This is a genomic window from Stenotrophomonas sp. PUT21 (genome assembly GCF_052232875.1).
In the GTDB taxonomy this organism is placed as follows: domain Bacteria; phylum Pseudomonadota; class Gammaproteobacteria; order Xanthomonadales; family Xanthomonadaceae; genus Stenotrophomonas; species Stenotrophomonas maltophilia_N.
In genome coordinates, this window is sequence record NZ_CP197645.1 from 2,359,523 (window position 1) to 2,379,103 (window position 19,581).

The 19,581-nt window shown below is 66.0% G+C and carries 12 protein-coding genes and 1 pseudogene; 8 read left to right on the forward strand and 5 right to left on the reverse strand.

Annotation, left to right across the window (positions count from 1 at the left end; translation table 11 throughout):
* The first annotated feature begins 17 nt into the window (after positions 1–17).
* The 4 genes from ACTT2I_RS10895 to ACTT2I_RS10910 all read left to right on the forward strand — a co-directional run bounded on the left by ACTT2I_RS10895 (position 18) and on the right by ACTT2I_RS10910 (position 4,150).
* Positions 18–1,385, forward strand: a complete 1,368-nt coding sequence (locus tag ACTT2I_RS10895; protein WP_421099385.1) for an FAD-dependent oxidoreductase — start codon at positions 18–20, stop codon at positions 1,383–1,385.
* Positions 1,385–2,824, forward strand: coding sequence for an exodeoxyribonuclease I (gene sbcB / locus ACTT2I_RS10900; RefSeq protein WP_421099384.1), 1,440 nt, complete (start codon positions 1,385–1,387; stop codon positions 2,822–2,824). The genes ACTT2I_RS10895 and sbcB overlap by 1 nt, the downstream gene beginning before the upstream one ends.
* Complete coding sequence (locus tag ACTT2I_RS10905) at positions 2,821–3,507, forward strand: DUF2461 domain-containing protein (protein ID WP_421099383.1); 687 nt, start codon at positions 2,821–2,823, stop codon at positions 3,505–3,507. Before sbcB ends, ACTT2I_RS10905 begins: the two co-directional genes overlap by 4 nt.
* A 61-nt stretch (positions 3,508–3,568) precedes the next feature.
* Entirely contained in the window at positions 3,569–4,150 is a 582-nt protein-coding gene (locus ACTT2I_RS10910; protein WP_293979732.1) for a DUF2939 domain-containing protein, read from the forward strand.
* A 72-nt stretch (positions 4,151–4,222) separates the two neighbouring features.
* Here the strand turns inward: ACTT2I_RS10910 and ACTT2I_RS10915 are convergent, their stop codons facing one another.
* The 3 genes and pseudogenes from ACTT2I_RS10915 to ACTT2I_RS10925 form a co-directional block, all read right to left on the reverse strand.
* Positions 4,223–5,170: a 5'-nucleotidase gene (locus ACTT2I_RS10915; RefSeq protein ID WP_088434636.1), complete on the reverse strand. Its 948-nt coding sequence runs from the start codon at positions 5,168–5,170 to the stop codon at positions 4,223–4,225.
* Positions 5,171–5,249: 79 nt separating this feature from the next.
* A complete protein-coding gene (locus ACTT2I_RS10920; protein WP_088434637.1) occupies positions 5,250–6,020 on the reverse strand; it encodes an NAD kinase in 771 nt (256 codons plus the stop codon).
* A 278-nt stretch (positions 6,021–6,298) separates the two neighbouring features.
* Positions 6,299–11,194 (reverse strand): annotated as a pseudogene (locus tag ACTT2I_RS10925) (NAD-glutamate dehydrogenase); the annotation flags it as partial.
* Positions 11,195–11,568: 374 nt separating this feature from the next.
* Here ACTT2I_RS10925 and ACTT2I_RS10930 point away from each other — a divergent pair.
* Genes ACTT2I_RS10930 through ACTT2I_RS10940 form a run of 3 tightly spaced genes read left to right on the forward strand, consistent with a single transcriptional unit; the run spans position 11,569 to position 16,664 of the window.
* Complete coding sequence (locus ACTT2I_RS10930; RefSeq protein ID WP_088434639.1) at positions 11,569–12,198, forward strand: TetR/AcrR family transcriptional regulator; 630 nt, start codon at positions 11,569–11,571, stop codon at positions 12,196–12,198.
* Complete coding sequence (locus tag ACTT2I_RS10935; RefSeq protein WP_443096674.1) at positions 12,198–13,475, forward strand: efflux RND transporter periplasmic adaptor subunit; 1,278 nt, start codon at positions 12,198–12,200, stop codon at positions 13,473–13,475. The genes ACTT2I_RS10930 and ACTT2I_RS10935 overlap by 1 nt, the downstream gene beginning before the upstream one ends.
* A gap of 15 nt (positions 13,476–13,490) precedes the next feature.
* A complete protein-coding gene (locus tag ACTT2I_RS10940) occupies positions 13,491–16,664 on the forward strand; it encodes a multidrug efflux RND transporter permease subunit (RefSeq protein WP_088434641.1) in 3,174 nt (1,057 codons plus the stop codon).
* Between the two features lie 242 nt (positions 16,665–16,906).
* Here ACTT2I_RS10940 and ACTT2I_RS10945 read toward each other — a convergent pair whose 3' ends face one another.
* Positions 16,907–17,200: a hypothetical protein gene (locus tag ACTT2I_RS10945; RefSeq protein WP_088434642.1), complete on the reverse strand. Its 294-nt coding sequence runs from the start codon at positions 17,198–17,200 to the stop codon at positions 16,907–16,909.
* Positions 17,201–17,352: 152 nt separating this feature from the next.
* Positions 17,353–18,537: an acyl-CoA dehydrogenase family protein gene (locus ACTT2I_RS10950; RefSeq protein ID WP_421099421.1), complete on the reverse strand. Its 1,185-nt coding sequence runs from the start codon at positions 18,535–18,537 to the stop codon at positions 17,353–17,355.
* Between the two features lie 112 nt (positions 18,538–18,649).
* Between ACTT2I_RS10950 and ACTT2I_RS10955 the strand changes: the two genes are divergently transcribed.
* Positions 18,650–19,579, forward strand: a complete 930-nt coding sequence (locus ACTT2I_RS10955) for an ArsR/SmtB family transcription factor (protein WP_046274305.1) — start codon at positions 18,650–18,652, stop codon at positions 19,577–19,579.
* The last annotated feature ends 2 nt before the right edge of the window (positions 19,580–19,581 follow it).

Genomic DNA, 19,581 nt, shown 5'->3' on the forward strand with positions numbered 1-19,581 from the left:
CCCCCACGGATATCGTCTTGATCGCTACCCCCTCCCGCTCGCTGAGCATCATCGGCGCAGGTCTGGCCGGTTCGCTGCTCGCCATCCTGCTATCCCGCCAGGGCTGGCAGATAACCTTGTATGAGCGCCGCGGCGATCCGCGCGTGAGCGATTACGAGTCCGGCCGTTCAATCAACTTGGCGCTCGCCGAGCGTGGTCGGCACGCGCTGCGCCAGGCCGGTGTCGAAGACGCAGTCATGGCCAAGGCGGTGATGATGCGCGGGCGCATGATCCATCCGCGCGCGGGCGAGCCGCAGCTGCAGCGCTACGGGCGCGATGACAGCGAAGTGATCTGGTCGATCCACCGCAAGGACCTCAACACCACGCTGCTGCAGCTGGCCGAAGATGCGGGCGCCACCGTGCATTTCCACCGCCGCCTGCATACCGTGGATTTCGATGCCGGCTACGCGCGCTTCATCGATGACCGCGACGACCAGCCGCACGACATCCGCTTCGATACCCTGATCGGTGCCGACGGTGCCGGCTCGGCACTGCGCGCGGCGATGAACCGCAAGCAGCCGCTGGACGAGCGCATCGACTTCCTGGACCACTCCTACAAGGAGCTGGAGATCCCGCCGACCGACGATGGCGGGTTCCGGATCGAGGCCAATGCGCTGCACATCTGGCCACGCGGGCACTACATGTGCATCGCGCTGCCGAATGACGAAGGCACGTTCACGGTCACGCTGTTCCTACCCAACGAAGGTGACCCGAGCTTTGCGACGACCAACAGTGGGGCCGAGGCCGAAGCGCTGTTCGCGCGCGACTTCCCCGATGCACTGGCGCTGATCCCGAACCTGCGCCGTGATTGGGAACAGCATCCGCCCGGCCTGCTCGGCACGCTGCATCTCAAGCATTGGCACATGAAGGGCCGCGCGGTGCTGATCGGCGATGCCGCGCACGCGATGGTGCCGTTCCACGGCCAAGGCATGAACTGCGCCTTCGAAGACTGCATCGCGCTGGCCGCGCACCTGCTGGAGCAGGACTCGCTGGCCGAGGCCTTCGCCGCCTTCGAAACGGACCGCAAACCGAATGCCGAAGCGATCCAGCAGATGGCGCTGGAGAACTACCTGGAGATGCGCGACCGTGTGGCCGATCCACAGTTCCTGCTGCAGCGCGAACTGGAACAGGCGCTGCAGGCGCGCTGGCCGACCCGCTTCGTGCCGCATTACACGATGGTCACCTTCCTGCGTACGCCGTATGCCGTTGCGCTGGCGCGCACCGACCTGCAGCGGCGCATGCTCGAAGACGCCACCGCCGGGCACGACAGCCTGGCGCATATCGACTGGGCCGCATTGGAGCGGCTGATCCACGAACAACTTCCCATCCTGGAGGGCGCGCACTGATGGCCGACAGCTTCCTGTTCTATGACCTGGAAACTTTTGGTCAGGACCCGCGCCGCACGCGCATCGCGCAGTTCGCCGGTATCCGTACCGATGCCGATCTGAACATCATCGATGAGCCGGTGAGCTTCTACGTCAAGCCGGCCGATGACCTGCTGCCCTCCCCGATCGCCACCCTGATCACCGGCATCACCCCGCAGCACGCGCTCGACGCCGGGGTCACCGAGGCCGAAGCGTTCGCGCGGATCAACGATCTGATGGCGCAGCCGGGCACCTGCTCGCTGGGTTACAACACGCTGCGCTTCGATGATGAGTTCGTCCGCCACGGGCTGTTCCGCAACTTCTACGATCCCTACGAACGCGAGTGGCGCAACGGCAATTCGCGCTGGGACCTGCTGGACATGATGCGGCTGCTGCATGCGCTGCGCCCCGATGGCATCGTCTGGCCGCAGCGCGAAGACGGCGCCACCTCGTTCAAGCTGGAGCATCTGGCCACGGCCAACAACGTGCGTCAGGGCGATGCGCACGAGGCGTTGTCGGATGTGCATGCAACGATCGGCCTGGCCAGACTGTTCAAGCAGGCCCAGCCACGGCTGTGGGACTACGCGCTGAAGCTGCGCGACAAACGCTTTGTCGGCAGCCTGCTGGATGTGGACGCGATGCAGCCGGTGCTGCACATCTCGATGCGCTACCCGGCCCAGCGCATGTGCGCCGCACCGGTGCTGCCACTGGCGCGCCATCCCTTCATCAACAACCGCATCATCGCGCTCGATCTGGAGGGCGATATCGAGCCGCTGCTGGACCTGCCGCCGGAGACCATCGCCGCGCGCCTGTACACCCGCGCCGCCGACATGGCCGAGGGCGAGCAGCGCGTGCCGCTCAAGGAAGTCCACCTCAACAAGGTGCCGGCGCTGGTCGCGTGGAACCATCTACGCCCGGCCGACCACGCACGCCTGGGGATCGACCCGGCCGTGATCGAGGCCAAGGCCGAGCGCCTGCGCCAGATCGGCCCGGCCCTGGCCGAGAAGGTCCGCCAGGTGTATTCGGGCGAGCGCACCCTGGCGCCGAGCGATGTCGATGCGTCGCTGTATGACGGCTTCCTGGCCGACGGCGACAAATCCCTGATGGCCCGCATCCGCACCAGCCCACCGGGCGAACTGGCCAGCTTCGCCGAGCGACTGCGCGACCCGCGCATGCCCGAACTGCTGTTCCGGTATCGCGCCCGGAATCACCTGGACACCTTGGACACCACCGAGCGCTCACGCTGGAACGATTATCGTCGCCAGCGCCTGCTCGGCGATGCGTCGCTGGGCGAACAGACCCTGCCGCAGTTCACCGCCCAGCTGGATGCACTGGCCGCAGAGCATGCCGACGATGCCGGCAAGCTCGCCCTGCTGCAGCAGCTGCGCGACTGGGGCACCCACCTGCAGAGCAGCCTATGAGCACCTATTTCAGCCCGGCGACCTTCACGTTCCTGCGTGGCCTGGCCCGCAACAACGACAAGACCTGGTTCAACGAGCACAAGCCGAAGTACGAAGCGCACGTCCGCCAGCCGTTCCTGCGCCTGATCACCGATCTGCAGCCGGACCTGGCCGCGGTCAGCGAACATTTCCGCGCCGACCCACGCACCGTGGGTGGCTCGCTGTTCCGCATCTACCGCGACGCGCGCTTCTCCAACGACAAATCGCCGTACAAGAGCTGGCAGGGCGCGCGCCTGTTCCATGAGCGCCGCAAGCAGGTGCCGGCCCCGTCGTTCTACATCCATCTGCAGCCGGGCGAGAGCTTCGTCGGCGCGGGGTTGTGGCATCCCGAGCCGGCCACACAGCGCAAGGTGCGGCACTTCATCGTCGACAACCCCGGCAGCTGGAAGGCCGCCGCGCATTCGCCGGTGCTCCGCAGGAAGTTCGATTTCGAGGAAAGCGAAAAGCTGGTGCGCTCCCCGCGCGGGTTCGAGCCGGATTTCGAGTTCATCGACGATCTCAAGCACCGCAACTGGGTGTTCTGGCGCTCGCTGGACGACGCCACGATGACCGGCCCGCGGCTGCGCCAGACCATCGCGGCCGATCTGGTCACGCTGGCGCCGTTCGTGGATTACCTGTGTGCGGCGCTGGACCTGGAGTTCTGAGTTTCACGTGCATTGACACCGGCTGCGGCAAGCTGGTCACCATGACGACAAGGCAGACCCGATGAAGAAGCTGCTCTGGTTGCTGGTTGCCCTGCTGCTGGTCCTGGCCGGCGTTGTGTTCAGCGGCCCCTATGTGACCGTCCATGGCCTCAGCCGTGCGATCGAACAGCGCGATACCGCCAAGCTGGACCGCTATGTCGATTTCCCGATGCTGCGTGCCAACCTGCGCGCCCAGCTCAGCGACTACGTGGTGCGTCGGGCAGGCCCGGACATGCAGTCCAGCCTGTTCGGCGCGTTGCTGCTTTCGGCCGGTGACCGCCTCAGTGCGACCGCCGTGGATGCGCTGGTGACCCCGACCGGCATCGGCGCGCTGCTGGAGGGCCATACCCTGTGGAAGCGTGCCAGCAACGACCTGGACAGCCCCAGCAACGACGCCTACGCCGGGCCACGGCCGGCGCGACCGCTGAAAGGTGCCACCCATCATTTCGAGTCGCTGTCGCGTTTTACCGCCACCACCTACACGCCGCAGGGGGCACCAGTGGTATTCATCCTGCAGCGCTCGGGCCTGCGCTGGCGGCTGGTCGACATCCGGCTGCCGCTCGATCCGGACACCACCGCGCCGTCGGTCCTGCCGATCCGGTAGGTACCCACCGTTGGTGGGTACATGGCCGCCACCGTTGGCGGATACCTGGCCCACGTGCATCCGTGCGGTGCATCAACCGTCGTTGGCGACCCCATGCGGCACATGCCCGGCCGCCACGCTCTGATGCTGCAGCGCGCTGTCGATGTTGTGCTGGGAATCGTCGAAGAAGATATCCGCGCCGAACGCCTCCAGGAACGGGCCCTTGTGGCGGCCGCCGAGGAACAGCGCTTCGTCCAGACGCACGCCCCACTCGCGCAGCGTGCGGATCACCCGCTCGTGCGCCGGCGCCGAACGCGCCGTCACCAGGGCGGTACGGATCGGCGCATCCTCGCCCGACGGGAACACGGCCTGCAGCGTGTGCAGGGCCGAGAGGAAATTGCGGAAAGGGCCACCGCTGAGCGGCTCGCGGGCGTTCTCGCGCTCATGGCGGCCGAACGCTTCCACGCCCTGCTCGCGCGAGATGCGCTCGCTTTCATCGCCGAAGATCACCGCATCGCCATCGAAGGCGATGCGCAGCTGGCCCAGCGGACGGCCCAGATCGACCTGCTCGGCCGCGGCAATCGTTTCGCCCGGCGGCTTGGGCAGGATGGTGGCCGCAGCGATCCCGTGCAGGAGCGCACGGCGCACCGATTCCGGGTTGGCCGACAGGAACAGATCGGTGCCGAACGGCTTCACATACGGCCAGGTCGGCTCGCCCGCGGTGAAGGTCGCGCGGATGATGCCCAGGTCGTAGTGCTGGATCGAATTGAAGATGCGCAGGCCGGTATCGGCCGAGTTGCGCGAGAGCAGGATCACTTCCACCCGCGGCTGTTCCGGTGACTGGCCCTGGTTGAGCGCGAGCAGCTTGCGCACCACCGGGAAGGCCACGCCGGGGCGCAGTACGTCATCCTCGTGCTTGCGCTGGTACTCGGCGTAGGCATCCACGCCTTCGGCCTCGAACAGGGCGTGACCCTCTTCCAGATCGAACAGGGCCCGCGAGGTCACGGCAACGGTCAGCAAACGGGGGGTGTTGTCGCCCATGGCAATCAGCAATCCAATGCGGCCGCAGCGGCCGGCCAGCCATTCTCCCACAGAGCATGGCCGCCACGGCCGTGTGCCCTCAGAACATGAACTGCTCGCTCAGGATCCGGTCTTCCAGATTGTGTTCCGGGTCGAACAGCATGGTGACGCGGCGCTCGCGCGATTCACGGATGGTGACTTCCACGACATCGCGGGTTTCGTGCGAATCGGCGGTGACGCTGACCGGGCGCTTGTACGGATCCAGCACGCGGAACCGCACTTCGGTATCGGCCTTGAGGATCGCGCCCCGCCAGCGGCGCGGACGATAAGGCGCCAACGGCGTCAGTGCGATGGTGTGCGAGCCCAGCGGCAGGATCGGGCCGTGCGCGGAGTAGTTGTAGGCAGTGCTGCCGGCCGGGGTGGCCACCAGCACGCCGTCACCGATCAGCTCGGCCACGCGCTCCTGCCCATTGAGGTCGATGCCGATGTGCGCGGCCTGGCGGGTCTGGCGCAGCAGCGATACATCGTTGTAAGCCAGCGAACCGGTGGTGGTGCCGGACTCGGTCAGTGCCAGCATCTCCAGCGGCCGCAGGTTGGCCGGCTCGGCGGCTGCCAGGCGCGCCGGCAGATCGTCATCACGGAACTGGTTCATCAGGAAGCCGACCGTGCCCAGCTTCATGCCGAACACGGGCCGATCCAGCGCGCCGTAGCGATGCAGGGTCTGCAGCAGGAAGCCATCACCGCCCAACGGGCACAGCACCTCGGCCTGCTCGGGCGCGTAGTCGCCGTAGCGGGCCCGCATCTGTGCCAGGGCGAGCTGCGCCGCTTCGGTGGAGCTGGCCATGAAGGCGATACGGGGGGTGTCGCTCATCGGTGAATCCGGATGGGGTATGCCGGCAAGAGCATAACCGTTCGTGCCGGTCGCAGGCCCGCACGAACGGAAACGAAAACGGCCCCGCCGAAGCGGAGCCGTGTGTTTCTCATGCAATGCAGTTACCAGACCCCGCCCATCCCTCTGGAGCAGAGCCCCCCCCCTGAGTCAGGGGGGCGCGCCGAAGGCGCGGGGGGCTGGGCGCATGGTTTGCATGGGGCCCACGGTTTGCAGGTCAACCCGTGGGGCGTCAGCGCGAATGCGCTCACGCACCATGCTTACGCACCATGCGAAGCCAGCTGGCCCAGGCGCTGGACCGCGACCGAAACGGTCGGGTAGTCCAGGGTCTTCTGCTCGGCCAGCTCGGCCAGCATCGCCAGGGTGAAGCGCAGGCTGCTGTCATCGCGGCCCATCCAGGCGGCGACCTTGGCTTCGGCGCTGCTGCCCTTCATCGACAGGACCTGGGCTGCCAGGTTGCGATGGTGGGCGGCCAGCTCGTCGCGCAGCACGCCACGGGCCACGGCGTGCCAGCGGCCGTTGACCTCCAGCGCGTCGATCTGCTCGAACAGCCACGGCAGCTGCAGGGCGTCGCCCAAGCGGAAGTGGACCTTGGAGACATCCACCGGCTTGAGCTTGCGGGTGCGGGCCAGTTCGATGATGTCGAACGCCGGCTCCAGGAACTGCAGTTCCGAGAGCTGCTGCGACAACGCCGGCGGTAGGCCCTTGTCCTTCCACTCCTGCACGCTGGCCTCGTAAGCCGGGCGCTGCGAATCCGGCAGCACGCCCGAGGCGTCGCGGATGTCGTTGAACGCGGCCTGGTAGCGGTTGACGGCTTCGGTGATGCCCGGCATGGCGCCCGGGCGCGACAGCAGCCAGCGCACGAACGAACGCTGCAGCTTCCAGATCACTTCCAGCGCGTCGATCTGCACCGACTCCGGCAGGGTGCCGTCGAGGGCGTCGATCTGTGCCCACAGGGCGCGTGCGTCCAGCGTTTCACGGCTGATCGTGTACGCCTTGGCAACCTCGGCCACGGTGCGGCCGGTGTCTTCCTGCATGCGCATCAGGAAGGTGGCGCCCATGCGGTTGATGGTCTGGTTGGTCACGGCCGTGGCGATGATTTCGCGCTTCAGGCGGTGACGCTCCATCGCATCGGCGTACTTCTTCTGCAGCGGCGTGGGGAAGTAGCGCTGCAGTTCCTTGGACAGGTACGGATCTTCGGGAATGTCCGACTCGAGCAGCTGCTGGAAGGCCACCAGCTTGGAGTAGGACAACAGCACCGACAGTTCCGGACGGGTCAGGCCCTGGCCACGCGCCTTGCGTGCGGACAGTTCCGCATCCGAGGGCAGGTACTCGATCTGGCGATCCAGCAGACCCTGCTGTTCCAGCGTGCGGATGAAGTGCTGCTTGGAACCCAGGCGCTTGACCGCCATGCGTTCCATCAGGCTCAGCGCCTGGTTCTGACGGTAGTTGTCCATCAGCACCAGTGCGGCCACTTCGTCGGTCATCGAGGCCAGCAGCTTGTTGCGCTGTTCGACGGTCAGCTTCTTGGCCCGCACTACATCGTTGAGCAGGATCTTGATGTTGACTTCGTGATCGGAGGTGTCCACACCGGCCGAGTTGTCGATGAAGTCGGTGTTGAGCAGCACGCCGGCCTGGGCGGCTTCGATACGGCCCAGCTGGGTCATGCCCAGGTTGCCGCCCTCGCCCACCACCTTGCAGCGCAGCTCGCCACCATTGACGCGCAGCGCGTTGTTGGCACGGTCGCCGACATCGCTGTGCTGCTCGCTGGCCGCCTTGACGTAGGTGCCGATGCCGCCGTTCCAAAGCAGGTCGACCGGCGCCTTCAGGATCGCGCTCATCAGATCGTTCGGGGCCATCGACTTGATGCCCTCGTCCAGCCCGAGCACGTCACGGACCTGCGGGGTGATCTCGATCGACTTCAGCGTGCGCGGGTACACGCCGCCGCCCTTGCTGATCAGCTTGGCATCGTAATCGGCCCAGCTGGAGCGCGGCACGGTGAACAGACGCTCGCGCTCGACGAAGGTCGTGGCCGCATCCGGGTTCGGGTCCAGGAAGATGTGGCGGTGATCGAACGCGGCGACCAGGCGGATGTGGCGCGACAGCAGCATGCCGTTGCCGAACACGTCGCCGGACATGTCGCCCACGCCGACTGCGGTGAAGTCCTGGCTCTGGCTGTCACGGCCCAGCGCACGGAAGTGGCGCTTGACCGACTCCCACGCACCGCGTGCGGTGATGCCCATGCCCTTGTGGTCGTAACCGACCGAGCCACCGGAGGCGAACGCATCGCCCATCCAGAAACCGTGCGCCACGGCCAGGCCGTTGGCGATGTCGGAGAAGGTCGCGGTGCCCTTGTCGGCCGCCACCACCAGGTACGGGTCGTCCATGTCGTGGCGGACCACGTCCACCGGCGGCACGATCTTGTTGTTGACGATGTTGTCGGTGATGTCCAGCAGGCCCTGGATGAACAGCTTGTAGCAGGCCACGCCGTTGGCGAACACCGCATCACGGTCACCATTGACCGGCGGCATCTTGGCGAAGAAGCCGCCCTTCGCGCCGACCGGCACGATCACGGTGTTCTTGACCATCTGTGCCTTGACCAGGCCCAGCACCTCGGTACGGAAGTCTTCGCGACGGTCCGACCAGCGCAGGCCACCACGGGCCACGGCACCGAAGCGCAGGTGGGTACCTTCCACGCGCGGGCCGTACACGAAGATTTCGCGGTACGGGCGCGGCTTGGGCAGGTCCGGCACCAGGGCCGAATCGAACTTGAAGCTGATGACGTGGCCCGGGCGGCCCTCGGCATCGGTCTGGTAGTAGCTGGTGCGCAGGGTCGCATCGATCACGCCCATGAAGCTGCGCAGGATTCGGTCTTCATCCAGGCTGGAGACGCGGTCCATCAGCTTCAGCAGCGCATCGCGCGCGGCGTCCATCTGCACGGTACGGTCGCCCTTGCGTGCATCGACCACGGTCTTGAGCACTTTCAGGGTGGCTTCGTCACCGCCGGCGAGCACGTTCAGGTGTGCGCGCAGCTGTGCCTGGCCCTCGGCGATGGCGTCCTTGCTCTCGTTGCCGGTGGCCGGATCGAAGCGGGCTTCGAACAGTTCCACCAGCAGGCGGGCCAGCAGCGGGTAACGGGTGAAGGTGCCTTCCACATAGGCCTGCGAGAACGGCACGCCGGTCTGCAGCAGGTACTTGCAATAGCCACGCAGCATCGCCACCTGGCGCCAATGCAGGCCAGCGGCGAGCACAAGGCGGTTGAAGCCGTCGTTCTCGGCATCGCCGTGCCACACGCGGGCAAAGGTTTCGCCGAAGGCTTCATCGACGCTCGGCGCATCGATCGCACCGGCCACCGATTCCACTTCGAAGTCCTGCACGTAGACCGGCGCGTTGTCGACCGTCAAACGGTACGGACGCTCGGCGATCACGCGCAGACCCATGTTTTCCATCATCGGCAGCGCGTCGGACAGCGGGATGTCATCCAGCTGGCGATACAGCTTCAGGCGCAGGCCATCGCCGCCTTCGCGCTGCACGGCCTGCAGACTCAGGCGCAGATCGTCCGGGCCGGTCAGCGCATCAAGCTGGCTGACGTCGTTGGCGGCGATCTCGGTGCTGGAGTCTTCGATGTAACCGGCCGGCAGCGCCTTGCCGATACGCGCGGCGATGCGCAGGCCTTCGCTTTCACCATGACGGGCGACCAGCGCTTCGCGCAGATCGTCCTGCCAGTTGCGCAGCACCTGGGCGAGCTTCTGCTCCAGTTCGCTGGTGTCCACTTCCAGGGTCTGGCCGGCCTTCGGGCGGACGATCAGATGCACCTGGGCCAGCGGCGATTCGCCGAGCACGACCGAGCTGTCCACGTACTCGCCCTGCAGGGCGTCCTTGAGCATGGCTTCGATGCGCAGGCGCACATCGGTGTTGAAACGTTCGCGCGGCAGGTACACCAGCGCGGAAATGAAACGGCTGTACTTGTCACGGCGCAGGAACAGACGGCTGCGCACGCGCTCCTGCAGGCCCAGCACGCCCATGGCGGTGCGGAACAGTTCGTCCTCGCTGGACTGGAACAGCTCTTCGCGCGGCAGGGTTTCCAGAATGTGGCGCAGGGCCTTGCCGCTGTGGCTGCTCGGCGCCAGGCCGGACTGGCTCATCACGTATTCGTGGCGCTGGCGCACCAGCGGGATTTCCCACGGGCGGCGGTTGTAGGCGCTGGAGGTGAACAGGCCCAGGAAGCGCTGTTCGCCGATGATCTTGCCCTTGGCATCGAATTCCAGAACGCCGATGTAATCCATGTAACCGGAGCGATGCACGCGCGAACGGGCATTGGTCTTGGTCAGGATCAGCGCGTCCTTCAAGCCGGTCGTGGCATTGAGGCCCTGCGCGGCGAGGGTCTTGACCGGACGTGCGGCGGACTTGTCCTGCCCGCGCATCAGGCCCAGGCCGGTGTCGTTCAACGGCGCCAGCACGTCTTCCTTGCCCTGCTTCTCGACGCGGTATTCGCGGTAGCCGAAGAAGGTGAAGTGGTTGTCGGCAGCCCAGCGCAGGAATTCCTGCGCTTCGGCGCGCGAGGCGGCATCGACGGGCAGCTGGCGGCTGCCGAGGTCGTCGGCCAGGCTCTGCGCCTTGGCACGCATGGCGTCCCAATCGCGGACGATGGCACGCACCTCGTCCAGGGCCTTGATGATCGCCTTCTCGACGTCGGCCATGGCTTCGGTCGGCTGACGGTCGATCTCCAGCAGCATCACCGATTCGGCGGTGCCGTCACTGACCGCGGTGAGCTTGCCGGCCTTGTCACGCGCGAAGCGGATCACCGGGTGACCCAGCACGTGCACGCCGATGCCATGTTCGGCAAGCGACATCGTCACGGTGTCGACCAGGAACGGCATATCGTCGTTGACGATCTGCAGCACCGTGTGCGGCGACTCCCACCCGTTGCTCTTGAGCGTCGGGTTGAACACGCGGACGTTGGCCTTGCCGGACTTGCGCACACGCGCAAACTCCAGCGTGTCCGCTGCCAGTGCGGCCCACTCTTCGGCGCTGTGGTGCGGGAACTCGTCCGCCTCCATGCGCTTGTAGAAGTCGGCGGCAAAAGCCACTGCCTCGGCCTGCCCGGCCGACGGGTAGCGCTTGCGCAAGGCCGTGTACACCGGCTCCAGCGAGAAGCCCACTGGCGAAACAGTCTGCGTATCGGCTGGTTTGGATTTATTTTTCACGGTCTTGGCTGCTGGTTTTTGCGGTTTCATGGCAGAGCGGTGCGTGTTGCTCAGTTGGGAAAATGAAATTGTAGGCCTACCGCACAGAAATACCTTGCTGCAGGACGGAATAAGGTGATTCGGGTTGGGTCCCGTTTACATCGGCGATGTCAATTCGGCGAAGTACGGATCAACGCATCGGCGCTTCATCCGTCGCAGCATCGGCCGCTTCCGTTGCAACTTGACGTTGGTCATCAAACGGCACGGAAAGACAAGGCTTCTACAATTCTGAACTGGACGGTATAGTCCACCGCGTGACTCCCCCACCCCCCGCCGCCGGCACCATGGACGCGCGCGATCATCGCGTGTTCGATGCCGTGCGCGAACTGCTGGCCAGCCAGGGCATGCAATTGAGCATGGACGCGGTGGCCCAGCACGCCGGGTGCTCCAAGCAGACGCTCTACAGCCGCTATGGCAGCAAGCAGGAACTGCTGCGCCGGGTGATGCAGCGGCATGTCTGCCGGGCCACCGCCGGGCTGCGCTCACTGGACGGTGATGACCTGCGTGGCAGTCTGCTGCAGTTCGCCAACGACTACCTGGATCATTTCAATCAACCCCACGTGGTCCAGGCCCGAAGGCTGATCGCAACAGAGTCCAGCCAGTTCCCCCAGGAAGCCCGTACCCTCTACCAGGACGGCGCCGGGGCGCTGGCACTTCACGTTTCTGAATGGCTTGCAACACGTTCCGCCCGAGGCCAATTGAGGCATGACGACCCGCACTTCATGGCTGAACTGCTATTGAGCATGATCGCCGGCTTGGATTTCGAGAAACAGCGCTTCCATATCCCCCATCGCGCTGACGCCGCCGTGCGCCGCCGCTGGGCAGAATTCTCCGTCGACAGCTTCCTGCGCGCGTTCGCTGCGCCCGAAGCCGCCACGGCTTCGCATTCAAACCAACACCGGAGCTTCTCCTGATGATCGCCCCACTCCGCACCTTTGCCCTGACGTGCGCAGTCGCCCTCGCGTTGACCGCCTGCAAGAAGGAAGAGCAGCAGGCCCCGCCGCCTCCGGAAGTGGGCGTGATCGAGGCCAAGCCGCAGACGCTGCCGCTGCAGCGTGAACTGGTCGGCCGCCTGTCGCCGTTCCGCAGTGCCGACGTCCGCGCCCGCGTGCCGGGTGTGCTGCTCAAGCGTGTCTATCAGGAAGGCTCGGATGTGAAGGAAGGCCAGGTGCTGTTCCTGATCGACCCGGCCCCCCTGCGTGCCGCGCTCAACGCCGCACAGGCCGAGCTGGCCTCGGCCCAGGCCACCGCCGCCAATGCCAAGGCCGCCGCCAACCGGGCCCGCTCGCTGGCACCGCAGGCCTACGTGTCCAAGTCCGACCTGGACGCCGCCGAAGCCACCGAACGCACCGCCGCTGCGGCCGTGCAGCAGGCCCAGGCCTCGCTGGCCAGCGCGAGGATCAACCTCGGCTATGCCGAAGTGCGCTCGCCGATCAGCGGCCGCGCCGGCAAGCAGCAGGTCACTGAAGGTGCCCTGGTCGGCCAGGGCGATGTGACCCTGCTGACCACCGTGGACCAGCTCGACCCGCTGTATGTGAACTTCTCGATGAGCGTGGACGAGCTGACCCAGATGCGCGCGGCCCAGGCCAAGGGCGCAGTGGCCCTGAGCGGGGACGGCAAGTCCACCGTGCAGGTGAAGCTGGCCGATGGCACGGTCTACGACCAGCCGGGCACGCTGGACTTCTTCTCGACCACGGTTGACCCGGCCACCGGCGCGGTCTCGCTGCGCGCGGTGCTGCCGAACCCGCAGCAGATCTTGCTGCCGGGCGCCTTCGTCAGCTTCCAGGCGACCCTGGGTGAGCGCAACAACGCCTACCTGGTCCCGCTGCAGGCGCTGCAGCGCGACACCACCGGCGGCTACGTGCTGGTGGTCGGCAAGGACGGCAAGGTCGTCCGCAAAAACGTGAAGAGCGAAGGCCAGCAGGGCAGCAACTGGCTGGTCAGCGGCGGTCTGGATGCCGGCGATCAGGTGATCGTGGCCGGTGTGCAGAAGGTCAAGGAAGGCGAACCGGCCAAGGCCGCCCCGTGGAACCCGGCTGCCGGCAACGGCAACGGCCAGGCCCCGGCGGGTGCGGCTCCGGCAGGCGCCGCTCCGGCCGCTGCCGCCAAGCCCGATGCTGCGGCCGCCCCGGCCGACGCCGCCGACACGAAGTCCGACGCCGCTCCGGCTGCCGAACCGAACAAGCAATAACGGGAATCCTCCGTCATGCCTAAATTTTTCATTGAACACCCGGTATTCGCCTGGGTGGTCGCGATCCTGATCTCGCTTGCGGGCGTGATCTCGATCCTGGGTCTGGGCGTGGAGTCCTACCCGAGCATCGCACCGCCCCAGGTGACGGTGAGCGCCACCTACCCCGGCGCCAGCGCCGACACCGCCGAAAAGTCGGTCACCCAAGTGATCGAGCAGCAGCTGACCGGTATCGATCACCTGCTGTACTTCAGCTCCTCTTCGGCCTCCAACGGCCGCGTCACCATCACCCTGACCTTCGAAACCGGCACCGATGCCGATATCGCCCAGGTCCAGGTGCAGAACAAGGTCTCGCTGGCGACCCCTCGCCTGCCGACCGAAGTGACCCAGCAGGGCGTGGTGGTGGCCAAGGCCAACGCCGGCTTCCTGATGGTGGTGGCCCTGCAGTCCGACAGCGCTTCGATCGACCGCGACGCGCTGAACGACATCGTCGGCTCGCGCGTGCTCGACCAGATCTCGCGTATCCCCGGCGTGGGCAGCACCCAGCAGTTCGGTTCCGAGTACGCCATGAACATCTGGCTCAACCCGGAAAAGATGCAGGGCTACGGCCTGTCGGCCACCCAGGTGCTGGCCGCGATCAAGGACCAGAACGTGCAGTTCGCCGCCGGTTCGCTGGGCTCGGATCCCTCGCCGGAAGGGCATTATTTCACCGCGACGGTCTCGGCCGAAGGCCGCTTCAGCTCGCCGGAAGAATTCGAGAACATCATCCTGCGCGCCAATAGCGACGGCTCGCGCGTGCTGCTCAAGGACATCGCCCGGATCGCCTTCGGTGCGAACAACTACGGCTTTGATACCCAGTACAACGGCAAGCCGACCGGTGCCTTCGCGATCCAGCTGCTGCCGGGCGCCAACGCACTGAACGTGGCCAATGCGGTCACCGCCAAGATGGACGAACTGTCCCCGAGCTTCCCGGCCGGTGTCAGCTGGTTCTCGCCGTACGACAGCACCACCTTCGTGAAGATCTCGATCGAGGAAGTGGTCAAGACCCTGATCGAAGCGGTCGTGCTGGTCTTCCTGGTGATGCTGATCTTCCTGCAGAACTTCCGCGCCACGCTGATCCCGACCCTGGTCATCCCGGTCGCGCTGCTGGGCACGTTCCTGGGCATGAGCATCATCGGCTTCACCATCAACCAGCTGACGCTGTTTGCGATGGTGCTGGCGATCGGCATCGTGGTCGATGACGCGATCGTGGTCATCGAGAACGTCGAACGCATCATGACCGAGGAGAAGCTGCCGCCCAAGGCGGCCACCCAGAAGGCCATGACCCAGATCACCGGCGCGGTGGTCGCCATCACCGTCGTGCTGGCCGCGGTGTTCATTCCGTCGGCCCTGCAGGGCGGCGCCGCCGGTGAGATCTACAAGCAGTTCGCGCTGACGATCGCCATCGCGATGGCCTTCTCGGCGTTCCTGGCACTGGGCTTCACCCCGGCGCTGTGCGCGACGTTCCTCAAGCCGACGCACAACGACAACCCGAACATCGTCTACCGCACATTCAACAAGTACTACGACAAGGTCAGCAACACCTACGTGGGCCACATCACCTCGGCGGTGAAGCACGCCCCGCGCTGGATGATCCTGTTCGTGGTGCTGACCGTGCTGTGCGGCTTCCTGTTCACGCGCATGCCGGGCAGCTTCCTGCCCGAAGAAGACCAGGGCTATGCGCTGGCGATCGTGCAGCTGCCGCCGGGCTCGACCAAGTCGCAGACCAACCACGCCTTCGCGCAGATGCGCGGCATCCTGGAAAAGCAGGATGGCTTCGAAGGCATGCTGCAGGTGGCCGGTTTCAGCTTCGTCGGCTCGGGTGAAAACGTGGGCATGGGCTTCATCCGCCTCAAGCCCTGGGCGGACCGCGATATCACGGTGCCCGAGTTCATCAACAACATGAACGGTGCGTTCTTCGGCATCAAGGAAGCGCAGATCTTCGTGGTCAACCTGCCGACCGTGCAGGGCCTGGGCCAGTTCGGCGGCTTCGACATGTGGCTGCAGGACCGTGGCGGCGTGGGCTATGACCAGTTGACGCAGGCCCGCAACATCCTGCTCGGCAAGGCGGCGCAGGAAAGCGACCTGCTGACCGGCGTGCGCCCGAACGGCCTGGAAAACGCCCCGCAGCTGCAGTTGCACGTGGACCGTGTGCAGGCGCAGACCATGGGCCTGTCGGTGTCGGACGTGTACAGCACCATCCAGCTGATGCTGGCCCCGGTGTACGTCAACGACTTCTTCTATGAAGGCCGCATCAAGCGCGTGACCCTGCAGGCCGATGGCCCGTACCGCACCGGTGCGGAGTCGTTGAACAGCTTCTACACGCCCAGCACGTTGCAGACCAATCCCGACGGCACGCAGGCGATGATTCCGCTGAGCACCGTGGTGAAGTCCGAATGGGTGTCCGCACCGCCGTCGCTGAGCCGCTACAACGGCTACTCGGCGGTCAACATCGTCGGTTCGCAGGCAGCCGGGCGCAGCTCGGGCGAGGCGATGCAGGCGATGGAGCGGATCGTCAACGACGACCTGCCGGCCGGCTTCGGCTATGACTGGTCGGGCATGTCCTACCAGGAAATCCTGGCCGGCAACGCGGCGACGCTGCTGCTGGTGCTGTCCATCGTGGTGGTGTTCCTCTGCCTGGCCGCGTTGTATGAGAGCTGGTCGATCCCGGTGGCGGTGCTGCTGGTGGTGCCGCTGGGTGTCCTGGGCGCGCTGGCCTTCTCGCTGACACGTGGCCTGCCGAACGATCTGTACTTCAAGATCGGCCTGATCACCGTGATCGGCCTGGCCGCGAAGAACGCGATCCTGATCGTGGAGTTCGCCGTGGAACAGCGGGCCGCGGGCAAGAACCTGCGCGAGGCGACTATCGAAGCCTCCCGGCTGCGTTTCCGCCCGATCCTGATGACCTCGTTCGCCTTCATCATGGGCGTGGTGCCGATGGCCATCTCCACCGGTGCCGGCGCCAACGCACGTCACGCGATCGGTACCGGCGTGATCGGCGGGATGGTGTTCGCCACCTTCCTGGGTCTGCTGATGATCCCGGTGTTCTTCGTGGTGGTCCGCCGCATGCTGGGCGACAAGCTGGACGAACCGTCCAAGGAGTTCCTGGAACGCCAGGGCGAAGCCAATACGGCGCACCGTCCGGACCGTTGATGGACGACAGGGGCAGCCGCGGTTGCCCCGCCGCCAGGTGACCACCGTGGGCGGTCACACTGAAATGCAAAAGCCCCGGCGCGAGCCGGGGCTTTTTTGTATGCGGTGCGCGCCGGGTACTGTGGCTCACGCGAGGCATGCATATGGGGACGAAGTAGTGCCGGCCGCTGGCCGGCTGCTCCGGGCACCTGCCAGACAAGGACCGCCTGGGTGCCACCAGCGGCCGGCACTACCAAACGGCCTCAGCGCAGCAGTGCCACCGCTGCACAGGCGACCACGATCGCCAACGACGGCCACTGCATCGGCATGTAGAAGAAATGATGGCGGGCATGCTCGCCCGCCGCGCGCGGGCCGCGATTGAGCACGATGCCGAGCACGACATTGATCGCTGCGCCGATGCCGAATCCGATCAACAGCTGCGCCAGTGAAGTATTGCCCTTGGCAACAGCAGGATCCGGCCAGAGCCACATCAACAGCAGTAGGGCGGCAATGGGGGTGAGCAGGGTCAGGAACCCTGCACCTCGATAAATGACCATGGAGTGACCTGCGGAACGGGACCGCATATTCTGCACTACCCCACGTGCCGACCAAGGGTCGGCACTTACTCGGTCGGCACCTGCCCGGTTGGCGGGCGCAGCGCGACGGCCTACGCCCGCGGGCCACGACGGTGGGTCGTGGCCCCGCTACCTCAGCGCAGACCCGTCTCGTTGCGCGCGATCACCAAGCGCTGGATTTCCGAGGTGCCCTCGTAGATCTCGGTGATCTTGGCATCACGGAAGTACCGCTCCAGCGGCATTTCCTTGGAATAGCCCATGCCGCCGTGGATCTGCACCGCTTGGTGGGTGATCCACATCGCCGCTTCGGAGGCGGTCAGCTTGGCGATCGCCGCTTCATTGCTGAAACGCTTGCCCTGGCCCTTCACCCATGCCGCGCGCAGCGTCAGCAGCAGGGCTGCGTCCAGCTTGCATTTCATGTCGGCAATCTTGGCCTGGGTCATCTGGAAGGTGCCGATCGCCGCGCCGAAAGCCTTGCGGTCCTTCACGTATTCGATCGTCGCTTCATACGCAGCACGCGCGATACCGATTGCCTGCGAGGCGATACCGATACGGCCTGCGTCCAGCACGCCCATGGCGATCTTGAAGCCCTCGCCTTCCTTGCCGACCACGTCATCGGCGGCCGCCACGTAATCCTGGAACTCGATCTCGCAGGTCGCCGAGGCACGGATGCCCAGCTTCGGCTCGGTCTTGCCGCGGTGGAAGCCGGCCTTGTCCGTGTCAATCATGAACGCGGTGATGCCACGCGCGCCCTGGTCCGGATCGGTCATCGCAAACAGCACGATGTACTTGGCAACGGGGCCGGAGGTGATCCAGCTCTTCTTGCCGTTGATCACATAGGTGCCGTCGGCCTGCTTGACCGCGCGGCAGCGCATCGCCGTGGCATCCGAGCCGGACTGCGGCTCGGTCAGCGCGAACGCACCGATGGCCTCGCCCTCGGCGATGGCACGCACGTACTTCTGCTTCTGCGCTTCGCTGCCATGGGTCAGGATGCCGTTGCAGAACAGCGAATTGTTGACCGACATGATCGTCGAATGTGCAGCGTCTCCGGCGGCGACCTCCACCATCGCCAGGACGTAGGCGATCGGGTCCATGCCCGCACCGCCGTAGGCTTCGGGCACTTCAATGCCCATCAGACCGTTCTCGCCCAGCAGGCGGATGTTCTCCAGCGGGAACTCGCCGGTGCGGTCGTGGTGTTCGGCGCTGGGCGCGATTTTCTCCTGCGCGATACGGCGCGCAACGTCCTGCAGCATCAACTGCTCTTCGGTAAAGCTGAAATCCACAACACCCTCCCGGGTACAGAGTGATAAGGGCCGCAGTGCGCGCGGCCCGGTCGGGCGATTGTACCGGGGGGCGGGGAAAGGACGCCTGACTTGACCGCACCGCCGCCAAAGGACGAAAATATCTCTATATCGCGATAGGTAGATATTTATGGATCTCGAGGACTGGTCCGTCCGGCTGAAAGTGTTCGCCGACGCCACCCGGGTGCGCCTGCTGGCGCTGCTGGAACAGGAAGAACTCACTGTGGCCGAGCTGTCGGCCATCACCACGCTGGCACAGCCGCGGGTGTCCACCCATCTGGCCCGGCTCAAGGAAGCCGGCCTGGTCCGTGACCGCCGCTCGGGCGTCTCGGCGTATTACCGCTTCGATGACGCCGCGCTGGATCCGGCGCAGCGCGCATTGTGGCATGCCCTGAGCACCGGCAGCGATGACCCGCTGCTGCGCCAGGATGCTGAACGCGTGGCCGCGGTCATGGCCAGCCGCGCCGCCGACCAGAACTGGGCAGACAGCGTTGCCGGCGACATGGAACGCCATTATTCCCCCGGCCGCACCTGGGAGGCGCTGGCGCGCACCGCGCTGCCGCTGCTGGAAACCGGCGATGTGCTCGATATCGCCTCTGGTGACGGCGTATTGGCCGAACTGGTCGCCCCGCACGCCAAACGCTATGTCTGCATCGATACCAGCGCGCGCGTGGTTGCCGCCGCCAGCGAGCGCCTGCGCCGGCTGGCCAACGTGGAAGTGCGCGAAGGCGACATGCACGCCCTGCCCTTCCCTGACCAGAGCTTCGATCTGGTGGTGCTGATGCACGCGCTGACCTATGCGGCCAAGCCGGCCCAGGCCGTCGCCGAGGGCGCGCGTGTGCTGCGCCCGGGCGGTCGCCTGCTGCTGTGCAGCCTGGCCCGCCACGAACACCGTGCGGCCGTGGACGCGTATGGCCACGTCAACCTTGGTTTCAGCGACAAGGAACTGCGCAAGTTCGTGGAGAAGGCCGGCCTGGTCGTCTCCAGCCTGGAGACGGTGACCCGCGAGAAGCGCCCGCCGCATTTCGAAGTCATTTCGCTGATTGCCAGCAAGCCCTGAGG

Excerpts from the sequence above, each read along its gene's own strand:
- sbcB (WP_421099384.1), top strand. The coding sequence starts at position 1,385 with ATGGCCGACAGCTTCCTGTTCTATGACCTGGAAACTTTTGGTCAGGAC.
- ACTT2I_RS10905 (WP_421099383.1), top strand. The coding sequence starts at position 2,821 with ATGAGCACCTATTTCAGCCCGGCGACCTTCACGTTCCTGCGTGGCCTG.
- ACTT2I_RS10910 (WP_293979732.1), top strand. The coding sequence starts at position 3,569 with ATGAAGAAGCTGCTCTGGTTGCTGGTTGCCCTGCTGCTGGTCCTGGCC.
- ACTT2I_RS10915 (WP_088434636.1), bottom strand. The coding sequence starts at position 5,170 with ATGGGCGACAACACCCCCCGTTTGCTGACCGTTGCCGTGACCTCGCGG.
- ACTT2I_RS10920 (WP_088434637.1), bottom strand. The coding sequence starts at position 6,020 with ATGAGCGACACCCCCCGTATCGCCTTCATGGCCAGCTCCACCGAAGCG.
- ACTT2I_RS10930 (WP_088434639.1), top strand. The coding sequence starts at position 11,569 with ATGGACGCGCGCGATCATCGCGTGTTCGATGCCGTGCGCGAACTGCTG.
- ACTT2I_RS10935 (WP_443096674.1), top strand. The coding sequence starts at position 12,198 with ATGATCGCCCCACTCCGCACCTTTGCCCTGACGTGCGCAGTCGCCCTC.
- ACTT2I_RS10940 (WP_088434641.1), top strand. The coding sequence starts at position 13,491 with ATGCCTAAATTTTTCATTGAACACCCGGTATTCGCCTGGGTGGTCGCG.
- ACTT2I_RS10945 (WP_088434642.1), bottom strand. The coding sequence starts at position 17,200 with ATGGTCATTTATCGAGGTGCAGGGTTCCTGACCCTGCTCACCCCCATT.
- ACTT2I_RS10955 (WP_046274305.1), top strand. The coding sequence starts at position 18,650 with ATGGATCTCGAGGACTGGTCCGTCCGGCTGAAAGTGTTCGCCGACGCC.